A 23,429-nucleotide genomic window follows, 5' to 3' on the forward strand; every position below is an offset into this window, starting at 1 on the left:
GCATCGGGAATGTGGGCTTTATCGGGATCCGATCATGTCGGGGTTAGTCTGCGGCCATGCAGACACAGTCCCCCTCGCCCCGCCCCACCTGCTCACTCCCCGGCTGATCCGGGCCGAGGTCTTCGTCGTGCTGTCGGTGTCGCTCGGGGCCAGCGCGCTGGTGGCGTTCGTACGGCTGATCGGGGCGCTCACCGCGCCGCGCGAGCTGAAGGGGCAGCAGGCCGTGCTCGTCGGGTCGATGGCCCCCGGGCGACCGTGGCTGGACCTGACGTTGCAGCTGGTGCAGATCGCCGTGGCGGTGGCGCCGGTGGGACTGGTGGCATACCTGATGGTGCGCTCGGGCGAGTCGCTGCGCACGATCGGCGCGGACTTCCGCAGGCCGGGCGGCGACCTGCTGCGCGGCGCGGCGCTCGCGGCCGCGATCGGCGGTTCGGGCCTGGCGTTTTACCTCGCGGTGTGGGCGGCAGGGGTGAACCTGACCGTGGTGCCGGGCGCGCTGCCCGAGGTGTGGTGGCAGGTGCCGGTGCTGCTGCTGGCGGCGGCGCAGAACGGGGTGCTCGAGGAGGTCATCGTCGCCGGCTACCTGCTGCACCGGCTGGGCCAGGCCGGGTGGGGGCCATGGAAGGCGGTCGTGGTGTCGTCGCTGCTGCGCGGGTCGTACCACCTGTATCAGGGGTTCGGAGGGTTCGTCGGGAACGTGGTGATGGGACTGGTGTTCGGGCGGCTCTACCAGCGGTGGGGCCGCTCGATGCCGCTGATCGTCGCGCACACGCTGATCGACGCCGTCGCCTTCGTCGGGTACGCCTTCCTGCACGGCAAGGTGAGCTGGCTGCCCTGAGACCGCTGACCAGAATGACGTTCTGTTGTCGGGTCGGTTCATGACCACCTGGTGCCGACGGACACCCCCGGCTACACGATCGTGCGCGAGACGCCCGTGCTGGGGCTCGGCGGGTCGCATTGCGAGGTGCGCTACGAGAACGTCCGCGTGCCCGCTCAGAACCTGCTCGGGCCGCGCGGGCAGGGCTTCGTCATCGCGCAGAAGCGGCTCGGCCCGGGGCGGATCTTCCACTGCATGCGCTGGCTCGGGCAGGCGCAGCGGGCCTTCGACCTGATGTGCCGCAGGCTGCACGAGCGCCGCGCGTTCGGCGAGCCGCCGGCGGCCGAACAGCTCATGCGGCAGCACGTGTTCGGCTTCTACGCCGAGATCCAGTCGGCGCGGCTGCTCACGCCGCACGCCGCCGAGGCGATCGACGCGGGCTCGCAGGCGCGGGTGGAGATCGGCACGATCAAGGTGGTGGGCGCGCGGATGCTGCACAACGTCATCGACCGGGCCATCCAGGTGTACGGCGCGGCGGGGCTCACTCCGGACACGCCGCTGGAGCGGATGTACCGGCACGCGCGGGCCGGTCGCATCTACGACGGTCCCGACGAGGTGCACATCGACTCGGTGGGGCGGCGCATTCCGGGCGTGTACGCGGCGGGCGGCACCTGGGGCTGACGCGGGTGATGCGGGTGTGGGGCCGGGGCTTGAGGTGGAGGCTGGGTTGATCCGCGCCTGCGAGGAGGCGGGCGGGCAGCCGGTGGACCGGGAGCCGCTGCGCTGGTGGGAGACGTTCGGGGTGCTGAAGTGGGGCGTCATCTGCGTCATGCTGACGATGCGGCGCCTGCGGGGCGGCGCGCGCTCGGTGGAGCCGGCGGCGATCGGGCGGCGGGTCTGCGAGACCGAGTGGGACCTGCTGCGGCTGCTCCGCGACCGGTGACCCGGTCGTGTACGCGCTCATCCGCCGAGCAGGGGTCTCCTGCGGGCCGGGAGCAGGGCGGAGAGCACGAGGAAGGCGCCGGTGAGCGCGTACAGGCCGGTCATCCCGGCGAGGGTGCCCGGCGGCTCGCCCGGCTCGGCCCACGGGACCGGACCGGACGTCCACGGCAGGCCGCCCGCCCGCGCCCACGGCAGCGTGGCCGCCAGATCGACGGCGGAGCCGAGGTCGAGCGCGAACAGCACACCGGCCGCCGTCAGCGGCACGCCGCAGGCCAGGGCGGCGACCGGCCACACCGTCAGGAGCCTGACCAGGACGGCGACGCCCGCCACGTACGCCAGCGCGGACGGAGCGGGGGCGAAGGCCACGGTGCCGCCGCGCAGCGCCCTCGCGGCGGCGTCGGTGAGGTAGTAGACGGGGATCGCGGCGACCAGGCCCGCGACGGCCGCCAGGAGCTGCCCGCCTCGCTTCACCTGCCACCCCTCCTCGTCCGGTCGTGGAAACCTTAGCCGCCGCAGGGCCTTTCGCGCTGCCTGCCTGCGAAAACAGCCGGCTTCTCATCAACGGCCCGCCCGTCGCGCCCGGCCTCGGCGGGGGTCGTGCGGGGTCGCGGCTCTCCGGCGGCGGATGCGGGGGCGGTGCGCCAGGTGCCCCGCGTGCGCGCACAGGCGCCGGGAGGGGTCCCGGGGCGTGTGCCGCACAATGGGGCTCTCCACGGCTCCGGCCGTCCCGTCCGACCGCCGTTCGCGTGGCCAGAGGAATGTGGCCAGAGGAAAGATCCCCCGATGAACTTGCCGGTGCTGGCCGACTGGCTGACCTTGATCTTCGCGCCGATCGTCATCGTCTGCGCCTTCCTCATCTGGCGGGCGCAGCGGTCCGTCCGGGGCGTCGAGGGCGCGGTTTCCGCTCTGGGCCGGCTGGCTCAGGTCGCCATGGTGGTCTGCGTCGCGCTTTTGGCGATCGTCAGGATCGCATGGGGTTCCTGAGCGGAGTCCCGGCCGGCTCCCAGGGCGGTGACCCGCTCACCGGGCGAGGCGGAGCAGCAGGTCCTTGACCTCGGTGGCCGCGTACCGCTCCCGGGCCTGCGCGGGGTCGGAGCAGAGCAGGACGGGCGCGTCGGCGGGATCGGCCGGCAGCAGCCCGTGCGAGCCGCGTACGGCGCGCGCGCCCGCGTCCAGCCCGACCACGCTCATGAGGTAGCGCAGCCCCAGCTTCTTGCGCAGCAGCGCGAGACCGGCGCGCCGCTTGGCGGCTCCCGGCGCGGCGGGGTCGAAGAACAGCTCGGCCGGGTCGTAGCCGGGCTTGCGGTGGATCTCGACCAGGCGGGCGAAGTCGGGGGCGCGGGCGTCGTCCAGCCAGTAGTAGTACGTGAACCAGGCGTCCGGCTCGGCGAGCAGCACCAGTTCGCCGGAGCGGGGGTGGGCGAGGTCGTGGGCGGCCTTGCCGTCCTCGTCGAGCACGGTGCCGACGCCGGGCAGGGCGGCGCAGAGCTTGGCCACGGCGGGCACGTCGGCGGGGTCGCGGACGTAGACGTGCGCGATCTGGTGGTCGGCGACGGCGAACGCCCTGGACGTCCACGGGTCGAGGTACTCCATGCCGTCCTGGGTGTGGACGCGCAGCAGCCCTTCGGAGCGCAGCATGCGGTTGACGTGCACGGGGCGGCCGACGCCGGTGATGCCGTACTCCGACAGCGCCACCACGGTCCGGTCGCCTGCGACGTCCAGCAGCGGCGCGAGCTCGGCGTCCAGCTCGGCGGCGGCAGCGGCGGCGCGCGGGTCATCGGGGCCGTAGCGCTGCAGGTCGTAGTCGAGGTGCGGCAGGTAGGCGAGGGTGAGGTCCGGGTCGTACGCGGTCATGATGTGCCGGGTGGCGCGGGCGATCCAGCGGGAGGAGGCGATGCCGGCGCCCGGCCCCCAGTAGCTGAACAGCGGGAACGTGCCCAGCCGGGCGGTCAGCTCGTCGTGCAGTTCCGGCGGGTCGGTGTAGCAGTCGGGTTCCTTGCGGCCGTCGGCGTAGTAGATGGGCCTGGGCGTGACGGTCCAGTCGACGTCGGCGCCCATGGCGTACCACCAGCAGACGTTGGCCACCGTGTAGCCGGGGCGTTCGCGCCGCGCGGCCTGCCACAGCTTCTCCCCTTCGACCAGGGCGTTGTGCTGCCGCCAGAGGAACACCTCGCCGAGGTCGCGGAAGTACCAGCCGTTGCCGACGATGCCGTGTCCCGACGGAGGCAGGCCGGTGAGGAACGTGGACTGCACGCTGCACGTGACGGCGGGCAGCACGGTGCCGAGCCCCGCCTGGAAGCCGCGCTCGCCGATCGCGCGCAGCCGGGGCATGTGGGCGAGCAGCCGCGGGGTCAGCCCCACCACGTCGAGGACCAGCAGCTTGGTCATGCCGTCACTCCCGCCTTCCGCAGCTCGGTACGTGCGAACTCCAGCTCGGCCGCGATGCCCGCGGCCAGCTCCGCGGGGGTGCGCGGGCGCAGCGCGGCGGGCAGCACGCTCCAGGTGTAGGTCTCGACGTCGTAGTGGTCGCACAGCGGCTCGGGCCCGCCGGCCAGCTCGGCGACCGCGTCGCGCAGCACGGGGGCGGTGGTGGCCAGCGGCGCGGCGGGGGCGGCGTGCAGCGGCACGTGGTAGTGGACCCGCCAGGTGCCGGGCAGGCGGCGGTCGAGCGCCTCGTCCAGGTCGTCGGCGCGCTCACCGGTCCTCGTACGCGTCTGGTGGAGGAAGCGCGGCTCGGCGTACTCGCGCAGCGCCTCGGGCTCGGCGGTCTCCAGGGCGGCGGAGAGCTGCACCTTCACGATGGGCAGCCCGGCGGCGGCCAGCGCCTTGAGCGCGGCGGCGGGCTGCTCCCAGGCGCAGGCGAGGTGGGCGAGGTCGAGGCAGACGCCGAGCCGTTCGGTGTCGGCGTGCGCCAGGTGGGCGACGGCCTGCTCGGTGGTCTCCACGACGCAGCCGGGCTCCGGCTCGAACGCGACCCTGATCGTCCGCCCGGTCGCCGCCTCGACCTCCGCCAGCCCGGCGGCCAGCTCGTCCAGGTGGCGGGCGGCGGCATCGGCCATGGCGGCGTCCCAGGGCTCGCGCCAGCCGAGCGGCAGCGTGGAGATCGAGCCGCGCGCGGCGTCGTCCGGCAGCAGCCCCGCCAGGACGCGGGCGAGATCCAGCGTGTACGTCAGCCGCTCCCGCTCGGTCCAGTCCGGCCGGTAGACGGCGTGCTTGACGACCGGGTCGTGGAAGGCCGCGTACGGGAAGCCGTTGAGCGTCACCACCTCCAGGCCGCGCGCGTCCAGCTCCCTGCGCAGCCGCCCGAGCGCGGACGGGTCGGCGGCCAGCGTCCCGGCGACGGGAGCGGCCAGCCACAGGCCGAGGCCGAGCACGTCGGTGCCGAGGCGGTCGCGGACGGGGGCGGCGTACGCGTCGAGCTGGGCCACGATGCCGTCGAGGTCCTCGGCGGGGTGCACGTTGGTGCAGTAGCCAAGGTGCAGCGGCGTGCCCGACGGATGCAGGAGCCGCATCACTCGCCGCCGCGCTTGATCGAGCTGCCCGCGAACGTCGGCTCGTCCGCGCCGGCGACCGCCGACAGGTCGAGCCGCCCCGACTGGCCGTAGAACTCGACGGGGTTGCGCCAGAACACCTTGTCCACGTCGTCCTCGTCGAACCCGGCCTTCAGCATCGCCTCGGCCGTCTCCAGCGTCAGCAGCGGGTCGGAGACGCCCCAGTCGGCGGCCGAGTTGACCAGCATGCGCTCCAGGCCGTACCGGCGCAGGATCTCCACCATGCGCGGCGGCGACATCTTCGTCTCCGGGTAGATCGAGAACGCCGCCCAGCAGCCCGAGCCGTGCACCAGCTCGATCGTCACCTCGTTGAGGTGGTCGATCACGACCCGCTCGGGCGCGATGCCGGATGCCGCGACCACCTCCAGCGTGCGCCTGGTGCCGCGGGCCTTGTCGCGGTGCGGGGTGTGGACGAGCGCGGGCAGCGCGTGCTCGACGGCCAGGGCGAGCTGGCGTTCGAACGCGTCGTCCTCCTCCGGCGTCATCGAGTCGTAGCCGATCTCGCCGACCGCGACCACCCGGTCCTTGTCGAGGTAGCGGGGCAGCAGGTCCAGGACGGGACGGCAGCGCGGGTCGTTGGCCTCCTTGGGGTTGAGCGCGATCGTGGCGTGGTGCACGACCCCGAACTGCGCCGCCCGGTACGGCTCCCAGCCCAGCAGCGAGTCGAAGTAGTCGGTGAACGAGCCGGGGTTGGTGCGCGGCTGGCCGAGCCAGAACGCCGGCTCGACCACGGCGCGCACGCCCGCGGCGGACATCCTGGCGTAGTCGTCGGTGGTGCGCGAGGTCATGTGGATGTGGGGGTCGAAGATGCGCATCAGGTCTCCTCGCTGGTGAGGCGGCTCAGGAGGGCGGCGGCGTCGGCGGGCATGGGACGTCCGGCCGCGGCGCGCTCCTCGGCGAACGCGGCCAGCATCTCCGCCAGCTCGGCGTCCGCCCGTTCGCCGAGGCCGTGCACCGCGTCCAGCGGCACGCCCATGAACACGCACTTCAGCACCGCCTGCCGCCAGGCCGGCGGGTCCAGGTGGCGGGCGTAGGGGCCGAGCGCGGCGGCCAGCAGGCGGGCGTCGTTCGTCCGGATGGCGTCGAGCAGCAGCGGCACCGCCTGCGCGCCTATGGGCAGCAGCGGCAGCGCCTTCAGCACGGCGCGCTTCTCGTCGGCGTCGCCGTACTGGTAGAAGGCCGTGACGTCCCCGGCCACCCGGTCGGGCGGCAGCGCGGCCAGCAGCAGCGCCCTGGCCGCCTCGTCGGCCGTCCAGCCGGGGGCGTCGGGCAGCTCCGCCCGCCCGGCCTTGCGTCCCGCCGACGAGAACGGCCGCACGGCCGACTCCGGGCGTTCCGCGGCCTTCGCCAGCGCCTCCTCCAGCCAGGGCCATCCGGGGGTGCCGGTCAGCGCCTTGCGCAGTGCGTCGATGGTGGTCACGCGCCGCCTCCCTCCGTCGTGGGCACGCGCCCCTCGCCTGCTCCGGTACGTACGAGGCGGCGCGATGCTTCCTCGGCGCGGCGCAGGAAGGCGAGTGAGCGGGCCGCCACGTCCGGGGCGGCGTGCGAGTGCCTGGGCAGCTCGACGGCGACCAGGCCCCGGTAGCCGGAGTCGGACAGCGCCCGCAGCACCGGCGGGAAGTCGATCTCGCCCTCCCCGAACTCCAGGTGCTCGTGCGTCCCGCGCCGCATGTCGTCGATCTGGACGTTCACCACGTGCCCCGCCACGGCCGTCACGCAGTCGGGCACCGGGTCGGGCTCGTTGCAGCGGCAGTGCCCGATGTCGAGCGTCAGGCCGAACCCCTCCGGCTCGCCCAGGGCCTTCCGCAGCCTGCGCCAGCCCGCGATCGTGTCGACCAGCATGCCGGGCTCGGGCTCGAACCCCAGCGGCATCCCGCCGGCGTGCTCCAGCACCTGCGCGCATCCGGCCACCAGCCGTTCCCAGGCCGCTGCGGGCGGTACGCGGGCCGGGCGCACCCCCGACCAGAACGACACCGCCTCCGCCCCCAGGTCGGCTCCCACGGCGACGGCGCGGCGCAGGAAGCCGACCCGCTCGGCGCGGTCGTCGTCGAGCAGGGTGGGCGCGTGCTTGCGGCGCGGGTCGAGCAGGTAGCGGGCGCCGGTCTCGATCACCACGGCCAGGCCCAGCGTGCGGAGCCGGTCTGCGACCTCGGCCACCCTGCGGGCGAGGCCGGGGGCGAACGGGTCGAGGTGGTGGTGGTCGAGGGTGAGCGCGACGCCGCTGTAGCCGAGGCCGGCGATGATGTCCAGCGCGTCGGTCAGGCGGTGATTGGCGAAGCCGTTGGTGCCGTAACCGAACCTGATCATGTGGGCGACACCTTCCTGGCCAGGCGGCGGGCGAGCGGCACCGCCGCGGCGAGCGTGACTCCGGCGAGCGGCCTGCCCGCCCTGGCGGCCAGCGCGCCCTGGAGCGCGGGCAGGCTGACGATCCCGGCCGTCACGGCGTCCCTGACCCTGCTCGCGGAGGGGTCCGAGACGGCTCGCGCTTGGGGGCGGCCGAACTGCGCGGCGTACCAGAGCGCCAGCGCCCCCTGCGCGGGCGCCGCCGGTCCGCCGGCCGTTCGGACCTGTCCGGAGGGAACGGCGGCGGTCGTGGCCAGCGCCAGGGTGGCGGCCAGCGTGGCGGCGGGGCGGGCCGAGGTGGTCCCGGCCGTCTCGCCCCGCGACAGAGCGGTCAGCAGGTACGTGTGCGCCGCCACGGTCAGCGCCGCGGGAACCGCCGCACCCGACGAACGGCCCGGTCCGGCTGGTGCGGGGCGCGGGGCGGCGGGCGAGGGTGCCGACGTGGTGCCCAGCAGCACGTTCAGGCCGCGGCAGAGCGCCATCACCAGCGGTCCGGCCCGGGTGTTCTTGGCCACCAGATCGTACGCCCACACCGCCCCCGCCAGCGGCGCGGCGACCGCGAGTGCGCGCCGCCCGCCGGTGAGCCCCGCGACGGCGAGGCCCGCGGCCGTGAGCCCGGCCGCCACCGCCAGCGCCTCCCCCGGCCGCACCCGCCCGGACGGGATCGGCCGCTCCGGCCGCTCGGCCGCATCGAGGTGCCGGTCGGCCCAGTCGTTGGCCGCCATCCCCGCCCAGTACAGGAAGACCGACGAGCAGACCAGCCCGGCCGTCCCGGGCCCCAGCGCCTTCCCCGCGGCGGCTCCGGCGATCACGTCGCCGGGCACCGACAGCGCGGCCGGGGCCCGCACGAGGTCGATCAGGTCCCGAAGTCTCACATCCGCGCTCCTTTCGCCGGCGACCCTGCTCTCGACCGGCTCACCCGCCGAGGTCCCCATGCGGGGTGGAGGTGCCCCGGGCCGCCGCGCACGAGCCGCGGGCGGGTGACCGCGCCCCGATGCGTGGGCGGGACGGACGGCGCGTGGGCGGGCAGGAGGACGGGTTTCGAGAGGACGGACGGACAGGAGGTCACCGAGCGGGCTCCAGGGTGTCGATGAAGGCGCACAGGGCCTGCCACTGCTCGGCGAGCCCGTGCGGGACCTCTCCCAGGGGGTCTTTGAAGAAGAAGGCCAGCTCGGGCAGCGGCCCCACGCAGCCGAGCCGGTGCGCGGCGGCGGTGAGGCGGGCCAGGTCGAGGATGAGCGGCGCGGCGAGCGCGGAGTCGCAGCCGTGCCAGGTGAACTCCATCCGCATCGCGGTCCCGAGGAAGCCTTCGAACGTGACGAGGTCCCACGCGGTCTTGAAGTCGCCCAGGTCCTCCAGGTAGTCGATGCGGGTCTCCCCCTGGGGCGCGTAGCCGAGGGTCTCGGCGAGGACGCGCTGCTTGCTCGCGGCCTTGGCGGCGTTGGCGCCGGGGCGGGCGAGGTTGGCGCCGTCGCCGCCGCCGAGCAGGTTGACGCCCGACCAGGTGCGGACCTTCAGGTTGCGCTGGGCGAACATCGGGGCCAGCACGGACTTCACCAGCGTCTCGCCGGTCTTGCCGTCGTGCCCGCCGTAGGGCAGGGAACGCTCGCGGGCGAGCGCGTCGAGCGCGGGCAGGCGGGCGCCGGTGGAGGGGGTGAAGTCGACGTACGGGCAGCCGGCGTGGAAGGCGGCGTAGGCGGCGAGCGCGCTGGGCGGCAGGACGTTGCCGGGACGGTCGAGCGCGGCGCGCAGCGCGGGCAGCTCGGCGTGGGCGGGATGCGGCGGCGGGGCGGGCTCGGTGGTGGAGACGTTGATGACGACGACGCGTTCGAGGTCGTGGCGGCGGCGGAAGGCGTCGAGGTCGGCGCTGATGGCGGCGGCGGTCTCGGCCTGGCGGGCGGCGGAAGGTAACGGGCGTAAGCGCTGGTCGATGGCCGTCAGCTCCGCCTGCACGGCCGACGCGACGGCCGCCGGCACGACCCCGGCCGCGGCCAGCTCGGCGGCTTTCTTGTCGAGCGGCACCGAGGTGACGTCGTGTCCGCCGAACACCAGGTCGCCGATCCCCGGCCGGACGCGGTCGCGCAGCGCGGGCGACTCGAGGACGCATCCGGTGGGGCCGGTCAGGCCCGACCTGACGGCCAGGGCACCGATCATGCTGGTGACGGCGACCGAACCACGGGCTCCGATCAGCCATGCTCCCGTTCTCATGCGCTCTCCTCCGGCGGGCGGTCGGCTGGGCGTGGAGATGATCGGGCTTTCGTGTTGAGAATGCGCTCGAATGCGCCGTCGATCAAGCAGGAACCGACGCCTGTTCACATTCACCCGCCGATGCTCTCCCTAATATGGCGAGTTGCACTATGAGGGGTCGGCTGGGCTAAAGTGCGAAGCGCACGAGAAGCGGAGGGGAACGATGGCGCGACGTCCCGACCTGGTCGGCCTGACCGTGCTCGCCATGCTGTCGGTACGCCCGGCCCACCCCTACGAGCTGCACCGCTTCATCGTCGACACGCACAAGGACTACGTGACCGGCCTGCCCAGAAGTCTCTACCACGCGGTCGAGAAGCTGGCCGGCCAGGAGCTGATCGTCCCCGTCGAGACGAGCAGGCAGGGCCGCCGTCCCGAACGCACCATCTACGAGATCACCGACGAGGGCCGCCGCGAGCTGGCCACCCGGCTGCGCGCCCTCCTGGAGAGCCCGCAGGGCGAGCGCCGCACGTTCACCGCCGCCGTCTCCCTCATGGGGGTGCTGCCGGTGCCCGACGCGCTGCAGTCGCTGCGCACCAGGGCGGCCTCCCTGGAGGGCGAGCTGGCCGGGCTCAACGCCCACCTCGAGGCGCTGCGCACCTCCGGGCTGCCGGAGGTGCTGACGGTGGAGCTCGACTACGAGCGCACGCTCAGCGAGGCCGAGCTCGGCTGGATCAGGGGGCTCATCGCCCGCCTGGAGTCGGGCGAGCTCACCTGGTCGGGCACCGTCAACCAGGGCCTGCTCGCCGAGGTGCTCGACGAGCAGGAGAGCGAGTCATGAAACGCGGCCGCCGGGGTGCGCCGGCGCTCGCCGAGGCGGCCGCGATCCTGGAGGCGCCGGTCGCCGCGGTCTGGGACGCGCTGGCCGGCGAGCTGCTGCCCGACGGGCGGCGCTCCGGCCGGTTCACCGTCGAGGACGCCCCAGGACACACCTCCACCGTCGAGATCTCCGGGCGCACGATCGCGTTCCAGGGCGGCTGGTGGTACCGGGGCGAGTGGAGCGTCGAGCCGCACCCGCAGGGCGCGCTGCTCGTCCACCGCGTCTTCAACGTGGCGCGGACGGCGCGCTGGGCGGTGCCGCTGGCCAACCGCATGTTCGCCGGGTTCGCGGCGGAGACGCGCCGGGCGTTCGAGGCCAGGCTGGCGGCCGTCGCCGGAAGGCTGGGGTGTGCCACCCGGCCGGTCGAGGCCGCCCCCTAGCCGAGCGCGTGGTCGAGGTTGAAGGCCGCGCTGATGAGCGCGAGATGCGTGATGGCCTGCGGGAAGTTGCCGAGCTGCTCGCCGTTGTGCCCGATCTCCTCGGCGAAGAGCCCGAGGTGGTTGGCGTAGGTGAGCATCTTCTCGAACGCCAGCCTCGCCTCGTCCAGGCGGCCCGCACGGGCCAGCGCCTCGACGTACCAGAAGGAGCAGATCGAGAAGGTGCCCTCGGGCCCCTCCAGCCCGTCCGGGCTGACCTCGGGGTCGTAGCGGTAGACCAGCGAGTCGGAGACCAGCCCCGCGCCGAGCGCGTCGAGCGTGGACAGCCACTTGGGATCGGTCGGCGAGACGAACTTGGCCAGCGGCATCATCAGGATCGAGGCGTCCAGCACGTCCTCGTCGAAGTGCTGCACGAACGCGCCGAGATCGGGCCGCCAGCCGTGCCGCATGATGTCGCGGTAGATGTTGTCGCGGGCGTGCCGCCAGCGGGGCATGTCGGCGGGCAGGCCGCGCTGGGTGGCCATGCGCATCGCGCGCTCGATCGCCACCCAGCACATCAGCCGCGAGTAGACGAAGTTCTTGCGCCCGCCGCGGGTCTCCCAGATGCCCTCGTCCGGCTGGTTCCAGTTGTCGCAGACCCAGTCGACCAGCGTGCACACCTCCTCCCAGCGGTCGCTGGAGATCGGCGCGCCCCACTTGTTGTAGAGGTAGACGGAGTCGATGAGCGCCCCGTAGATGTCGAGCTGGAGCTGGTCGGCGGCGGCGTTGCCGATGCGCACGGGGGCCGAGCCGCGGTGGCCCTCCAGGTGGTGCAGCTCCTGCTCGGGCAGGTCGCAGCGGCCGTCGATGCCGTACATGATCTGCAAGGGGCCGTCGCGGCCGCCGCGGCCGAGCGAGACGTGGTCGGACAGGAAGCTCATGAACGCGTCGGCCTCCTCGGTGAAGCCGAGCCTGAGCAGCGCGTAGACGCAGAACGCGGCGTCGCGGATCCAGACGTAGCGGTAGTCCCAGTTGCGGCCGCCGCCGATGCGCTCCGGCAGGCTGGTGGTGGGCGCGGCGACGATGCCGCCGGTCGGCGCGTACGTGAGCAGCTTGAGCGTCAGCGCCGAGCGGTGCACGACCTCGCGCCAGCGGCCCCGGTAGCGGGAGGCCGACAGCCAGCGCCGCCAGAAGCGCACGGTGGCGGTGAACTCCGCCTCCGCCTCCTCGGTCGGGCAGCCGCGCGGCGCGATGCCGGGCGCCATGTTGTCGAGCGCGAATACGGCGTGCTCGCCCTCGTTCAGCTCGAAGGTCGTCCAGGCGTCGCGCTCGTCGGTCTGCAGCGGCACGCTGGAGGTCAGCGCGAGCGCCAGCGCCGGCGAGGCGAAGGTGACGGTGCCCGCCTCGCGGGTGACGACGTGGGGCTGCCTGGCGTAGTCGAAGCGGGGCGCCACGCGGGCGCGGAACGGGATGCGGCCGCGTACGCAGGAGACACGGCGGATCAGCCGGTGCCGGTCTGCCTCGCTGGGGTCGGTGGCGATGGGCATGAAGTCCTGGATCTCGCCCACCCCGTCGTCGGCGAAGAACCGGGTGATCAGCACGTTGGTGTCGGGGAAGTAGAACTGCTTGGTCGTGGCGGGCACGTCGGCGTGCAGCTCGAAGGAGCCGCCCTTGCCGGCGTCGAGCAGGGCGGCGAAGACGCTGGGGGCGTCGAATCGCGGGCAGCAGTACCAGTCGATCGTGCCGTCGGTGCCGACGAGCGCGACCGTGCACAGGTCGCCGATCAGCCCGTGCTCGCCGATCGGCAGGTATCGGGAGTCACCACCGGGTGCCTGCATGTCACCAACGTACGCCGACGCCCGTTTTGTCGGGTTCTGTGCCGTGTCAGAGCCGCGTCAAAGGCCCCGAGATCTTCGTCAGCGCGCCGGCGGGGTTTGGCGATCTTCTGCTCGGTCAGGTGCCGGACGCCCGCCGATCCTCCCGGCCCTCGGCGGGCACGAAGGACGATGGCATCCGAGTTCGAACTGCGCTGTCCCATCACGGCCGACCTCGGCCTGATCAGGGACCTGGTCCGCCTGCACGGCCGCTGCTGCGGCCTTCCCGAGCGGCGCCTTGACGACCTCGTGCTGGCGACCAATGAGGCCGTCACCAACGTGCTCGACCACGGCGGCGCCTCCGGCGTGCTGACCGCGCGCGGCCTCGCCGACGGGGTCATGGTGCAGGTGCTGGACGTCGCCGGGCTGCTCACCGGCGGCCACCTCGCCGCCGCCGCGCTCGACCGGACCGCCTCGCGCGGCTACGGACTGTGGGTGATCCGGCATCTGTGCGACGCGGTGACGGTGGAGCAGACCGGCGCGGGCTCACTGCTCAGCATGTGGGTCTGCCACGCCCCGGAGCGTCCGGCCGGCGACGGCTCCCGGCGGCAGCGCATAGGGGGCTGATCTTCGCGGGGTCCCGGGTTACGTTCGGAGCATGCGTCAAACAGGCACGGGCCCCGGCCCCATCACCCCTGACGGATCCCCTGTCGAGTTCTACACCCTCGTCGGCGCCGGCTCGGAACCCGACCATGTCGCCGAGGTGACCCCGCACGGCGGCACGGTGCTGGAGCTGGGCTGCGGCGTCGGGCGGGTGACACATCCGCTCATCGAGCGCGGCTTCACGGTGGTCGCCGTGGACGAGTCGCCGGACATGCTGGCGTACGTGCGGGGCGCGCGTACCGTCCTGTCCCGCATCCAGGACCTGCACCTGGACGAGCGCTTCGACACCGTCATGCTGGCCTCGCAGCTCGTCAACACCCCCGACGACGCCGAGCGGCGCGAGCTGCTCGACGCCTGCGTCCGGCACGTCAAGCCGGGCGGGTCGGTGCTCATCCAATGGATGCCGGCCACGTCGCAGGACCGCTGGCAGGTGGGCAGGAGCCGCTCGGAGGGCGACATCACGATCAAGATGGCGTCGTACGAGCCGGTCCGGCCCGGCGTGGCGGCGGTGACGATGGAGTACGGCTACGTCAAGGACGGCACCAGGAAGGTCTGGACGCAGTCCTTCGAGTCGCTGCGGCTGACCGACGACGAGCTCGCCGCGCAGCTCGCGGCGGCCGGGCTGCGCCTGGACCGGTTCCTCACCGAGGACCACACGTGGGCGGTCGCCAGGCCGGCCTGACCCGGGCGGGCGCCTTTACAGTGTAGATCTCAGCATGGCGCCGATCTTCCCCGATTTACTGGAAAATGCTGGGACTGTTGGTAAAGTCGCGCCATGAGTGACCGGCTGGACGATCTCGAACGGCGGATCGACGAGCTGCGTGCGGCCGTGCGCAAGGCGATGCGCGCCAGGGACGGCGCCACCGCGCGCGTGCTGCGCGCCGAGCTGCGCAGCGCCGAGCGCGCCTGGGACGCCCTGGTGTGCGGCACCGAGCCGGTCAAGGAGGAGCCGCCGCGCCTGGTCACCGTGCGCGAGCAGGTGCACCAGGGGCTGCGGCTGCTCGGCGCGCCCGCCCAGCCCCGGCTGATCGTGGCCGTCAGCGACGCGTTCTTCGGCGGCACCATCCGCAGCGGCCAGCTCACCAGCCTGCGCAGGGACGAGGAGCGCTCGTTCCGGTCCTCGCCGTACGGCCGGCCGTACTACCTGTGCGCGGCGCTCACCGACCGCCTCTCCCCCGCCCGCGGCCTGCTCACGCTGAGCACCTGGCCGCTGGAGCGGCGCGTGGTCGGCCCGCTCAGCCCCCGCGTCGACTTCCTGACCTGCGCCATCGCGGTGGCCCGCGAGCACGCGGCGCGGGAGCGGGAGGGGCGTGAGCCGCTGGATGAGCGGGCGAGCCGCTTATTGCTGCGCATGGCCAGGAACATCCCCGGCGCCACGGACGGCACGCTGGGCCCGCCCGACCCCGAGCGGGTGACCCGCGCGGCCCAGGCCGAGCTGCGCGTCCACGTCGATCGCGACACGCGGGACCGCGCTGAGCTGGCCGAACGCGCCGCCGCGCAGCTCGGTGACGCCGCCCGGCTGTTCGGCGCCGCTACGCTGAGCACGATCAAGAAGGAGAACGCCAAGTGAGCGGCTTGAAGCGCGAGGGCGACCACGTGCACCGCCTGGAGGCGCTGCGGGGCACCACGCCGCCGCGGCCGCACGACGCCCGCGCCATCGCGGCCCTGGCCGCCAACCCCGGCTGTGCCCGCCGGGCCCTGCTCGACGGCGCCGGCATCGACAAGGACGCCGCCGCCCGCCACCTCGGCTTCCCCGCCCCGTTCGGGCAGTCGCCGTTCGCGATCACGCGCGGCAACATGTTCGAGGCGCAGGTGAAGGCCGACGGGTGCGCGGAGCTGCTGCGGATGCTGCGCGAGCTGCTCGGGCTGCCCATCGCGGAGGTCGCCTACCACGACGTGGAGAACGTCGGCGCCCACCTGCGCCACGCCCACACCAGGGCGCTGATCGACCGGGCGGCCCGCGACGAGCACGACGCGGGCACGCTGTACGACCATCCGCTGCTCACGCTGGAGATCGCCGGGCACACCGCCTACCTGGAGCCCGACGTGGTGGCCTTCCAGCTCGGCGGGCGCTTCCACATCGTGGAGATCAAGTCGTTCGCGGTGATCGACGGTCAGGCCGACCCGTCGGCGGTCGCGGCGGCCGCCCGGCAGGCCGCGGTCTACGTGCTGGCGCTGCGCACGCTGCTGGAGGAGCTGGGCCACGACCCGCTCAAGGTCTCCCACGACGTGGTGCTGGTCTGCCCGGAGAACTTCGCCAACCGTCCGGTCGCGTCGCTGGTCGACGTACGCAAGCAGCTCGCGGTGCTGCGCCGCCAGCTCACCAGGATGACCACGCTCGACCGGCTGCTCGCCGACCTGCCCGACGACCTCAGCTTCGACCTGCGTCCCGACGAGGACGGCCGGCCCACCAGGCCGGTGGCCGAGCTGGCCGACGCGCTGCGCAGGACGACCGCCCGCTACGCGCCCGACTGCCTGTCCACCTGCGACCTGTGCTTCTTCTGCCGCGACGAGGCCCGCCAGGAGGGCGCGTCCGACCTGCTCGGCCGCCAGGTGCGCGACGAGCTGGGCGGGGTCGCCTCGGTCTCCGAGGCGCTCGGCCTGGCCGACGGCACGCTCGACCCGGCCGAGGGGCAGGAGGAGATCGCCCGCCTGCTCCGCAACGCCGAACGCCTGCGAAGAGAGTGCCTCGCATGAACCCGCGACCGATCCCGCCGCCGGCCCCGCCGCTGCGCCCGGCGCCCCAGGGGGAGGGCCAGGCATGAGCCTGCTGACCTCGCTCGCCCGGCTGCGCGCCCTCGACGAGGGCATCGCCCAGCCCGTCGCGACCGTCAGGCACTGCCACCTGTCCGAGCGGCCCATGGTGTTCATCCCGCTGAAGCTGTCGGGCGAGGCCGCCGCGCCGCTTGCCGCGATGCTCGGCACCGACCGCGACCGGCCGCACCTGCTCGTGGTGACCCAGCCGCGCAACCGCGACCTGCGCTTCGCGTGGGCGGCGCAGGTGGCCGACGTGCTGCTGCCGTACATCGAAGGCTTCCTGCACGACACCGAGACGGTCGAGCGCAGGAACGCCGACCCCTACGAGCGTGCGCTGGACGCCCCGCAGCTCATCGTGCCGAATCTGGGCGGCGTGGCGTTCACCCGGCTGCTCGGCCGCTCGACCCGGTTCCGCCGCCCCGACGGGCCCTACCCGGTGCCGGAGTCGGTGCCGCTGCTCGGGCGGTGGCTGACCTATCTCGGGGAGCGGGCCGCGTACCCGGGGTCGTCGCTGATGCTGGCCGCGACGCAGGAGCTGGGCCGCCACTGGGCCAGCGGGCAGAGCGCGCTGGAGGACGCCAACCTGGCCTCGCTCATCGGCTGGATCACCACCGGGCCCAGCGACGAGGCCGAGGACCCGCTGATCTGGCCGCCCGCGGGGCCCGCCACCGATCCGGGGTTCGACGCCGAGGTGCTCGCCCCGGCGATGGAGAGCGGGTCGCCCGAGCGCATCACCGAGGCGCTGCGCACCCAGCTCGAACCCACCTGGCGGCTGATGTGGCAGGCGATCGACCTGCTGGCCGGGCTGCCCGAGGGCGCGAGCGTGGCGCAGCGGTGGGAGCAGGACCGCGGCTCGTTCAGCGGCATGGCGGAGAGCATCGCCGAGGGCGCGCCGCCGCAGCCCCGCCGCGACGGCGCGGTGGCCGCCGCGGCCCGGCTGGCCCGCATGGAGCGCGCGCAGGCCGCCTACGAGGTGCAGCGCGCCTACGACGACCCGCTGGTCATGGCCGAGTACCGCCTGACCGGTGAGGCGTTCGCCGGCGAGGTCGTCGAGACGGTGCCGGACAACACCGAGGGCGAGGGCCGTTCGCGCAAGCTCCGGCCGCTCGTGGTGATCAAGACGGACGATCCGGTACGCCTGGCGCCCGGCACCTCGCTCGGCACCCCGCAGCGCCGCGGCCAGGGCGCCGAGCTGGTGGAGGCGGCCGAGGGCCTGGTCACCCTGAAGATCACCAAGGGCATGGGCCGGGGCAAGACGCCCGCGCCCGGAGCGGTGCCCGAGGTCGGCGAGCGGGTCTGCTACACCTCGCTCACCGACGACTTCCAGGGCTCGCCCGCCCTGCCCGAGGCCGAGGCCACGCCGTGGACGCACGGCGGCCCGCCGCAGGAGTACGTGCCCGACGACGAGGACGCTCTGGAGGACTGGTCGTGACCGACAGCCCCGAGCAGGTCATCAGGAACGTCCTGGCCGACCTGCCCAGGCACCGCGGCGTGGTGGTCGACTCGCCGCCCGGCGCGGGCAAGTCGACCCTCGTCGTACGCGCCGCCGCGCACATCGCCGCGACCGGCGAGCCGCTGATGATCGTCGCCCAGACCAACGAGCAGGTCGACGACCTGGTGGCCAGGATCTGCGACAAGCATCCGCACCTGACCGTGGGGCGGCTGTCGGCGAGCGGGTACGTGCCGCCGCTGCGCATGCTGGAGCTGCCCGGCGTCCGCGTCGGCACCCGCATCCAGGACCTCGGCGACCCCGACATCGTCATCGCCACCGCCGACAAGTGGGCGTGGATCGGCGACCGGGTGTGGCCGTGGGCGATCGTGGACGAGGCGTACCAGATGCGCTCGGACAAGCTGCTGCGCATCGCGGGGCTGTTCGAGCGGGCGCTGTTCGTGGGCGATCCCGGGCAGCTCGACCCGTTCTCGATCGTGGACGGCGACCGCTGGTCCGGCCTGTCGTGGGACCCGCTGCAGAGCGCGGTCGCGGTGCTGCTGCGGCACAATCCCGACCTGCCCGTGCACCGGCTGCCGGTGTCGTGGCGGCTGCCCGCGTCGGCGGCGCCGGTGGTGTCGCAGGCGTTCTATCCGTTCACCGGGTTCCGCTCGGGCACCTCGGAGGGCGAGCGGTGGCTCGAGCTGTCCACCGGCGGCATGGGCACCGTGCACGACCGGGCGCTCGAGGAGGCCGCCAGGTCCGGGTGGGCGCTGCTGGAGCTGCCCAACCGCCACACCGTGCGCACCGACGGCGAGGCCGTGCAGGCGGTGGCGATGCTGGCCGAGCGGCTGCTGCAGCGCGGCGCGGTGGCGGGCTCGGAGCAGGGCGAACGGCCCGTGACGGCCGACAGGATCGCGGTCGGCGCGGCGCACCGGGACCAGGTGGCCGCCATCCGCGCCGCGGGCCTGCCGCCCGAGATCACCGTCGACACCGCCAACCGGCTACAGGGCCGCGAGTACGACGTCACGATCGTGCTGCACCCGCTGTCGGGCCGCCGCGACGCCACGGCGTTCCACCTGGAGTCGGGGCGGCTGTGCGTGCTGACGTCCCGGCACCGGCACGCCTGCGTGGTGGTCGCCAGGGCGGGCATCGCCGAGCTGCTGGACGCGCACCCGTCGGCCGAGCCGGTGCAGCTCGGGGTGCCGGTGAAGTTCCCCGACGGCTGGGAGGCCAACCAGGCGGTGCTCGAGCACCTGGCCGAGCACCGCGTGTGAGGCCGGGACGTCCATCGCAGGCGGCATGGTGGCGGCGCCGGGTCGGAGAGGCCGGTCATAGGCGGCGGCGCCAGACGTCGACGATGAGGACCGGGCGCATGCCCGCCGACTCGTACAGGTCCAGGGCCGGCGTGGTGTTGTTGGAGTCGACGTGCAGGAGCGTCCCCTTGCGCCCGCGGGCGGCGTCGGCGGCGAACGCGTGCCGCAGCAGGAACCGGCCGAGCCCCCGGCCCCGGTATTCGGGCAGCACGGCCAGCGTGGCGACGTAGCCGCACTGCTCGTCGGCCACGAACTGGTCGTTGCCGACGACCACCGCCGCCGGGTCGCCGTTCACCCTGGCCAGCGTCAGCTGCGCCCAGTCGGTCGCGGACATGGCCTGGCGGCGCTGGTACCACTCCTCGTACGGGACCGCGACGAAGCCGAAGTGCTCCGCGAACGCCACCTGGTGCACCTGGTGGGCCTGGCGCCGCACCTCCTCGCTCTCCCCCGTGTGCAGGGTGACGCCGCCGGGCACCTCCGGGGCCTCGACCGGGCCGTCGTGGTCGATGCGCATGCGGTGGAAGCAGGTGCCGGGCTCGAAGCCGAACCTGCCGAGCGTCTCCTGCTTCTCGCGGTCGGCGCGGTAGACGCCGGAGTGCAGGGTGACGCTCTCGTGCCCGCACGCGGCCCCGAGCTCGGCGGCGCGGTCGAGCACCAGCCGCCACAGCTCGTCCGCCAGGTCCTGGACGCCGGGGCGGACGATGACGTCCACGTCCACCAGGTCGCTGTCGCCGTTGCGGTAGACCCAGGCGTGCCCGTCGAGCCGTCCGTCGGGGGCGTAGGCGTTCCAGCCGTCCCTGGCGGGGTGGAAGCCGGGCTCGTTCAGGTCGTCCACGATGTCGGCGAGCGTGGTGTCCGGCTCGCCGATGACCTCTGTGTTGCGCGCCGAGACAAGCTCGAAGATGGCGGGGGCGTCGTCCGCCGTGGGCCGCCTGATGGTGTACATGCTCCGGATTGTCCCCAAACCCCGGCGAAACCGCCTCTCCTTTTCCGTACCGGCGGCGGGGGCGGGGGGCATGCGCCGTAGAATGAAGGCGCATACTTACCGGCCGACAAGTCGAAAAGGTGTGAAGTGCGCGAAGACACCCGAACCCGCATCCAGGAAGTCGCCCTCCGGCGCTTCACGGAGCAGGGATACGAAGCGACCTCGCTGCGGGAGATCGCCGAGGAGCTCGGGGTGACGAAGGCCGCACTTTACTACCATTTCAAGACCAAGGACGACATCGTGGCCAGCTTGGTCGAGAAGCGGCTGATCGAGCTGGAGAAACTGCTGGAGTGGGTGCGCAGCCGGCCGAAGACGCCGGAGACGCGCCGCGAGCTCGTCGAACGTTACGCCGCCGACCTCCGCGACTCCCGCCACCACGGCATCGCCCGGTTCCTGGAGCGCAACCAGACCGCGCTGCGCGACCACCCCACGCTCATCAAGATCCGCGAACGGATGATGGAGCTGATCTCCGAGCTCAGCGAGTCCGGCGCCACGCCCACCGAGCGCGTCAGCTATTCGCTGGCGCTCTTCGCCCTGCACGCGGGCAAGTGGCTGCTGAAAGAGGACGAGCTGCCGGAGGAGGAGATCCAGAAGGCGACGGTCGAGGTGGCGCTCCGGCTCCTGGACGCCTGACCGCGATTTCCGGCGCGATGCCCCCTATACGGACGAATGGGGCGGCATTTTCGGGGCAGTGACCCGTCACGCATCCAAAGGGGAGGAGACGTGGTGGAGGCTACGATAGCGCTCCGACTGCCCAGGGATGCGGCTAGCGTGCCGCTGATCAGGCAGCTGCTCGACGGCACGCTGCGGTCGCTCGGCGTCGAGCCGCAGGTGCGCGACGACATCGAGCTCATGCTCACCGAGGCGTGCTCCAACGTCATCAAGCACGCGGGGCCCAGCGACGATTACACGGTCAGCGCGTCCGTCCACGACCACCTGTGCGTCATCAAGGTCATCGACACCGGCGGCGGCTTCGACCCGCGCAGCCTGCTCGAACCCGAGCCGGGCGCCGAGCAGGGGCGCGGGATGCAGATCATGCGCGCGCTCGCCGACGACGTCCGCTTCACCAACCGCCGCGAGCACGGCGCGGTCGTCTGCCTGGAAAAGCGCCTGCGCTACGCCCCCGGCGCCGCCGGCCGCCACCTCATGGCCACCTGACCCCTCCCCCTGGCGGCCCCCTCCCCCTGGCCGACCGCTCACCGCCCTTGGGGTATCCGCTCCCCCACGCTGCTGCTCTCGGGACGCCCGCTCACTGCGCTCTCCGGTGCTTGCTCGCCCGCCGGACGGTCGTCACGACGGTCCTGCGCGCCCGGTTCTTGATCGTCGGCGTGGCGTCCGGCACGTTCCAGCCGGTCGTCGCTCCGGCCCGCCACGCGGTGCGCGTGGTCACCGGCCCGGCTGTTCGCGCGGCCCAGGCTGTCGCCGGCCCGGCCGTTCGCCTGCTTCAGCTCCAGCCCGCCCGTCTCCCCGCTGCGGGGCTCCGGTCTCACGCCTGGGCCTGCTCGCCCGACGTGCGGCTCCCGTCCCACGCCCGAGCCCGCCTGCCCGGCACGAGACTCCCGTCCCATGTCCGAACCCGCCTGCCCGGCACGAGACTCCCGTCCCACGCCCGAGCCCGCCTGCCCGGCGCGAGACTCCCGTCCCACGCCCGAGCCCGCCTGCCCGGCGCGAGACTCCCGTCCGACGCCCGCTTGCCCCGCGGCGGGCCGCGCGTGCGGTTTCCGCTCCGCGAGGTCCGGGCTCGCGGCCGGGCGGGACGCCGGGCCGGCTTCCGCCGCCGAGCCGGCCCTGGCCGCTGCCGGGCGGGGTGATGTCGTGCGGGGGTTCTGGGTGGAGCGCTGGCCGGTGGGGAGGCGGAGGAGCCGGAGGAGGCGGGTCATGGCTTTTCGCCAGCGGATCATCGTGGCGGCCAGGCCGAGGAAGGTGAGCATCGAGGCCACCGCGATGAGCAGTACCGCCGAGACGATGAGGACCAGGACGACCATCAGGGTCCCGATCAAGCCGAGCACGGTCATCATTCGCCGGACAATGCCCGCCTACCAGCGGTTTATTCCAGGAATTTGGGATAGATCAAGGTTACTTCGCCCCGGCGTCGAGCTGGTCGAGCCGTCCGGGCATGAGGTCGAGCCGCCGCAGGATGACGCCTTCGCGCAGCGCCCACGGGCACACGTCGAGCCGTTCCACCTCGAAAATGTCCATCGCCGCGTCCGCCACCAGCGCCCCGGCGGCGAGCTGCGCGGCCCTCCCCGGCGACACCCCCGGCAGCCGGGCGCGCGCGGCCGACTCCATGGTGGTGAGCTTGGCCGCCCAGTCGGCCATGTCCTGGCGGGACAGGGAGCGGGCGACGTACGGGCCTTCGCTGGAGGGCGCCGCGCCGGCGATCCTGGCGAGCTGCTTGAAGGTCTTGGAGGTGGCGACCGCGCGGTCGGGACGGCCGTACCGCATGACGTCGCCGACCGTGCGGGCGATCTCGGCGCGTACGTGCTTGCGCAGGCCGCGCACCTCCTCGGGGCCGGCGGGTCGGCGGTGAACCAGTCGCGGGTCAGCCGTCCGGCCCCGAGCGGCAGCGACACGGCGACGTCGGGCTCCTCGTCCACGCCCGCGGCGATCTCCAGCGAGCCGCCCCCGATGTCGAAGGCCAGTAGCCGCCCCGACGACCAGCCGAACCACCGCCGCACGGCGAGGAACGTCAGCCGCGCCTCGTCACGCCCGGACAGCACCGCGATGTGCACGCCGCAGCGCCGGTCGATCCGCGCGAGCACCTCCTCGCCGTTGGCGGCCTCGCGTACGGCGGAGGTGGCGAAGGCGAGCAGGTGCTCTACGCCCTTGTCCTCGGCGATGCGGACGGCCTCCTCGACGAAGTCGCCGAGCCGCTCGACGCCCTCCTTGCCGAGGTTCTGGTCCTGGTCGAGGTATTCGGTCAGGCGCAGCTCGGCCTTGTGGGAGAAGGCAGGCATGGGGCGCGCGCCGCGGTGGGCGTCGACGACCAGTAAATGGACGGTGTTCGAGCCGATGTCCAGCACGCCGAGTCGCATGGGAGAACACGCTACCGTTCTGCGGCTTTCGCAAGGTGATCGGGCTGAGCCTCCCGAAACGCCACCTTCGCGATGCGACCGGGTGCGGAGCTTCCCGGAACGTTGCTCTCGCGATGTGACCGGGTGCGGAGCCTCCCGGAACGTTGCTCTCGCGATGCGACCGGCTGGAGCCCCCGCTGCACCCTGGGGGCACACTCCCGGGGCGGGGATCTCCCGGACCGACCGCGGCGCCCACCGCCGTCTCGCCCCGCCGCGTGATCGTGGGCACGCTCCAGGCACTACCCTTCCTTGGTGGCATGACACGTTTGGGGGACCTTTGACCGCTTGTTGTGGCCCGAGCAGGGAGAGCGCCGCCGG

The 23,429-nt window shown here is 73.5% G+C and carries 25 protein-coding genes and 1 pseudogene; 14 read left to right on the forward strand and 12 right to left on the reverse strand.

Features of this window, described 5'->3' with window-relative positions:
- Positions 1 to 34 precede the first annotated feature (34 nt).
- Genes WBK31_RS18800 through WBK31_RS18810 form a run of 3 tightly spaced genes read left to right on the forward strand, consistent with a single transcriptional unit; the run spans position 35 to position 1,760 of the window.
- Positions 35 to 838 carry a CPBP family intramembrane glutamic endopeptidase gene (locus tag WBK31_RS18800; RefSeq protein WP_406675318.1) on the forward strand — a complete coding sequence of 268 codons (804 nt, stop codon included), beginning with the start codon at positions 35 to 37 and terminating at the stop codon, positions 836 to 838.
- Positions 839 to 889: 51 nt separating this feature from the next.
- The gene (locus WBK31_RS18805; protein WP_406675319.1) at positions 890 to 1,498 is read left to right on the forward strand and encodes an acyl-CoA dehydrogenase family protein; all 609 of its coding nucleotides are present in this window, start codon (positions 890 to 892) and stop codon (positions 1,496 to 1,498) included.
- 46 nt (positions 1,499 to 1,544) lie between these two features.
- Positions 1,545 to 1,760: a hypothetical protein gene (locus WBK31_RS18810; RefSeq protein WP_364053043.1), complete on the forward strand. Its 216-nt coding sequence runs from the start codon at positions 1,545 to 1,547 to the stop codon at positions 1,758 to 1,760.
- A 17-nt stretch (positions 1,761 to 1,777) separates the two neighbouring features.
- Here the strand turns inward: WBK31_RS18810 and WBK31_RS18815 are convergent, their stop codons facing one another.
- Positions 1,778 to 2,230: a hypothetical protein gene (locus tag WBK31_RS18815; protein ID WP_364053046.1), complete on the reverse strand. Its 453-nt coding sequence runs from the start codon at positions 2,228 to 2,230 to the stop codon at positions 1,778 to 1,780.
- Positions 2,231 to 2,542: 312 nt separating this feature from the next.
- On the opposite strand from WBK31_RS18815, the gene WBK31_RS18820 reads away from it, so the two are divergent.
- Positions 2,543 to 2,743 carry a hypothetical protein gene (locus WBK31_RS18820; protein WP_378788317.1) on the forward strand — a complete coding sequence of 67 codons (201 nt, stop codon included), beginning with the start codon at positions 2,543 to 2,545 and terminating at the stop codon, positions 2,741 to 2,743.
- A 36-nt stretch (positions 2,744 to 2,779) separates the two neighbouring features.
- Here the strand turns inward: WBK31_RS18820 and WBK31_RS18825 are convergent, their stop codons facing one another.
- From WBK31_RS18825 to WBK31_RS18855, 7 genes are all read right to left on the reverse strand, one after another.
- Entirely contained in the window at positions 2,780 to 4,147 is a 1,368-nt protein-coding gene (locus WBK31_RS18825; protein ID WP_378788316.1) for an alkaline phosphatase family protein, read from the reverse strand.
- On the reverse strand, positions 4,144 to 5,271 hold the full coding sequence (gene eboE / locus WBK31_RS18830) for a metabolite traffic protein EboE (RefSeq protein WP_364053052.1): 1,128 nt from the start codon (positions 5,269 to 5,271) through the stop codon (positions 4,144 to 4,146). The genes WBK31_RS18825 and eboE overlap by 4 nt, the downstream gene beginning before the upstream one ends.
- Positions 5,271 to 6,125 carry a TatD family hydrolase gene (locus tag WBK31_RS18835; RefSeq protein ID WP_364053055.1) on the reverse strand — a complete coding sequence of 285 codons (855 nt, stop codon included), beginning with the start codon at positions 6,123 to 6,125 and terminating at the stop codon, positions 5,271 to 5,273. Before WBK31_RS18835 ends, eboE begins: the two co-directional genes overlap by 1 nt.
- Complete coding sequence (locus WBK31_RS18840; RefSeq protein ID WP_364053058.1) at positions 6,125 to 6,730, reverse strand: EboA domain-containing protein; 606 nt, start codon at positions 6,728 to 6,730, stop codon at positions 6,125 to 6,127. The genes WBK31_RS18835 and WBK31_RS18840 overlap by 1 nt, the downstream gene beginning before the upstream one ends.
- Positions 6,727 to 7,617: a sugar phosphate isomerase/epimerase family protein gene (locus WBK31_RS18845; RefSeq protein ID WP_364053061.1), complete on the reverse strand. Its 891-nt coding sequence runs from the start codon at positions 7,615 to 7,617 to the stop codon at positions 6,727 to 6,729. Before WBK31_RS18845 ends, WBK31_RS18840 begins: the two co-directional genes overlap by 4 nt.
- A complete protein-coding gene (locus WBK31_RS18850; protein ID WP_406675320.1) occupies positions 7,614 to 8,528 on the reverse strand; it encodes an SCO3242 family prenyltransferase in 915 nt (304 codons plus the stop codon). The genes WBK31_RS18845 and WBK31_RS18850 overlap by 4 nt, the downstream gene beginning before the upstream one ends.
- Before the next feature lie 190 nt (positions 8,529 to 8,718).
- On the reverse strand, positions 8,719 to 9,861 hold the full coding sequence (locus WBK31_RS18855; protein WP_406675321.1) for an inositol-3-phosphate synthase: 1,143 nt from the start codon (positions 9,859 to 9,861) through the stop codon (positions 8,719 to 8,721).
- A 202-nt stretch (positions 9,862 to 10,063) separates the two neighbouring features.
- Here WBK31_RS18855 and WBK31_RS18860 point away from each other — a divergent pair, with 202 nt between their 5' ends.
- Together WBK31_RS18860 and WBK31_RS18865 are read left to right on the forward strand one after the other, a co-directional pair.
- Positions 10,064 to 10,678, forward strand: a complete 615-nt coding sequence (locus WBK31_RS18860; RefSeq protein ID WP_364053070.1) for a PadR family transcriptional regulator — start codon at positions 10,064 to 10,066, stop codon at positions 10,676 to 10,678.
- Complete coding sequence (locus WBK31_RS18865) at positions 10,675 to 11,097, forward strand: hypothetical protein (protein ID WP_364053073.1); 423 nt, start codon at positions 10,675 to 10,677, stop codon at positions 11,095 to 11,097. The genes WBK31_RS18860 and WBK31_RS18865 overlap by 4 nt, the downstream gene beginning before the upstream one ends.
- Here WBK31_RS18865 and WBK31_RS18870 read toward each other — a convergent pair.
- On the reverse strand, positions 11,094 to 12,911 hold the full coding sequence (locus tag WBK31_RS18870; RefSeq protein ID WP_406675322.1) for a glycoside hydrolase family 15 protein: 1,818 nt from the start codon (positions 12,909 to 12,911) through the stop codon (positions 11,094 to 11,096). The genes WBK31_RS18865 and WBK31_RS18870 overlap by 4 nt on opposite strands.
- A 168-nt stretch (positions 12,912 to 13,079) precedes the next feature.
- On the opposite strand from WBK31_RS18870, the gene WBK31_RS18875 reads away from it, so the two are divergent.
- From WBK31_RS18875 to WBK31_RS18900, 6 genes are all read left to right on the forward strand, one after another.
- Positions 13,080 to 13,514 (forward strand): ATP-binding protein, encoded by a 435-nt coding sequence (locus tag WBK31_RS18875; RefSeq protein ID WP_364053079.1) that lies wholly within the window; start codon positions 13,080 to 13,082, stop codon positions 13,512 to 13,514.
- 31 nt (positions 13,515 to 13,545) lie between these two features.
- Positions 13,546 to 14,232 carry a class I SAM-dependent methyltransferase gene (locus WBK31_RS18880; protein WP_364053082.1) on the forward strand — a complete coding sequence of 229 codons (687 nt, stop codon included), beginning with the start codon at positions 13,546 to 13,548 and terminating at the stop codon, positions 14,230 to 14,232.
- A gap of 93 nt (positions 14,233 to 14,325) precedes the next feature.
- Positions 14,326 to 15,120 (forward strand): hypothetical protein, encoded by a 795-nt coding sequence (locus tag WBK31_RS18885; RefSeq protein WP_364053085.1) that lies wholly within the window; start codon positions 14,326 to 14,328, stop codon positions 15,118 to 15,120.
- On the forward strand, positions 15,117 to 16,247 hold the full coding sequence (locus tag WBK31_RS18890) for a hypothetical protein (protein WP_364053088.1): 1,131 nt from the start codon (positions 15,117 to 15,119) through the stop codon (positions 16,245 to 16,247). Before WBK31_RS18885 ends, WBK31_RS18890 begins: the two co-directional genes overlap by 4 nt.
- A 64-nt stretch (positions 16,248 to 16,311) precedes the next feature.
- Positions 16,312 to 17,739, forward strand: coding sequence for a hypothetical protein (locus WBK31_RS18895; protein ID WP_364053091.1), 1,428 nt, complete (start codon positions 16,312 to 16,314; stop codon positions 17,737 to 17,739).
- Positions 17,736 to 19,013, forward strand: coding sequence for an AAA family ATPase (locus tag WBK31_RS18900; protein WP_364053094.1), 1,278 nt, complete (start codon positions 17,736 to 17,738; stop codon positions 19,011 to 19,013). The genes WBK31_RS18895 and WBK31_RS18900 overlap by 4 nt, the downstream gene beginning before the upstream one ends.
- Positions 19,014 to 19,068: 55 nt before the next feature.
- Here the strand turns inward: WBK31_RS18900 and WBK31_RS18905 are convergent, their stop codons facing one another.
- Positions 19,069 to 19,998 carry a GNAT family N-acetyltransferase gene (locus WBK31_RS18905; protein ID WP_364053097.1) on the reverse strand — a complete coding sequence of 310 codons (930 nt, stop codon included), beginning with the start codon at positions 19,996 to 19,998 and terminating at the stop codon, positions 19,069 to 19,071.
- A gap of 126 nt (positions 19,999 to 20,124) precedes the next feature.
- Between WBK31_RS18905 and WBK31_RS18910 the strand changes: the two genes are divergently transcribed.
- The gene (locus tag WBK31_RS18910) at positions 20,125 to 20,670 is read left to right on the forward strand and encodes a helix-turn-helix domain-containing protein (RefSeq protein WP_364053100.1); all 546 of its coding nucleotides are present in this window, start codon (positions 20,125 to 20,127) and stop codon (positions 20,668 to 20,670) included.
- A gap of 36 nt (positions 20,671 to 20,706) precedes the next feature.
- Positions 20,707 to 21,195, forward strand: a complete 489-nt coding sequence (locus WBK31_RS18915; protein ID WP_364053103.1) for an ATP-binding protein — start codon at positions 20,707 to 20,709, stop codon at positions 21,193 to 21,195.
- Positions 21,196 to 21,233: 38 nt separating this feature from the next.
- Here WBK31_RS18915 and WBK31_RS18920 read toward each other — a convergent pair whose 3' ends face one another.
- Together WBK31_RS18920 and WBK31_RS18925 are read right to left on the reverse strand one after the other, a co-directional pair.
- Positions 21,234 to 22,037 carry a hypothetical protein gene (locus WBK31_RS18920; RefSeq protein ID WP_406675323.1) on the reverse strand — a complete coding sequence of 268 codons (804 nt, stop codon included), beginning with the start codon at positions 22,035 to 22,037 and terminating at the stop codon, positions 21,234 to 21,236.
- 76 nt (positions 22,038 to 22,113) lie between these two features.
- Positions 22,114 to 23,072, reverse strand: a pseudogene (locus tag WBK31_RS18925) (Ppx/GppA family phosphatase).
- Positions 23,073 to 23,429 lie beyond the last annotated feature (357 nt).

Origin of the sequence: Nonomuraea sp. N2-4H (assembly GCF_045291505.1) — a bacterium.
GTDB classification, from domain to species: domain Bacteria; phylum Actinomycetota; class Actinomycetes; order Streptosporangiales; family Streptosporangiaceae; genus Nonomuraea; species Nonomuraea fastidiosa.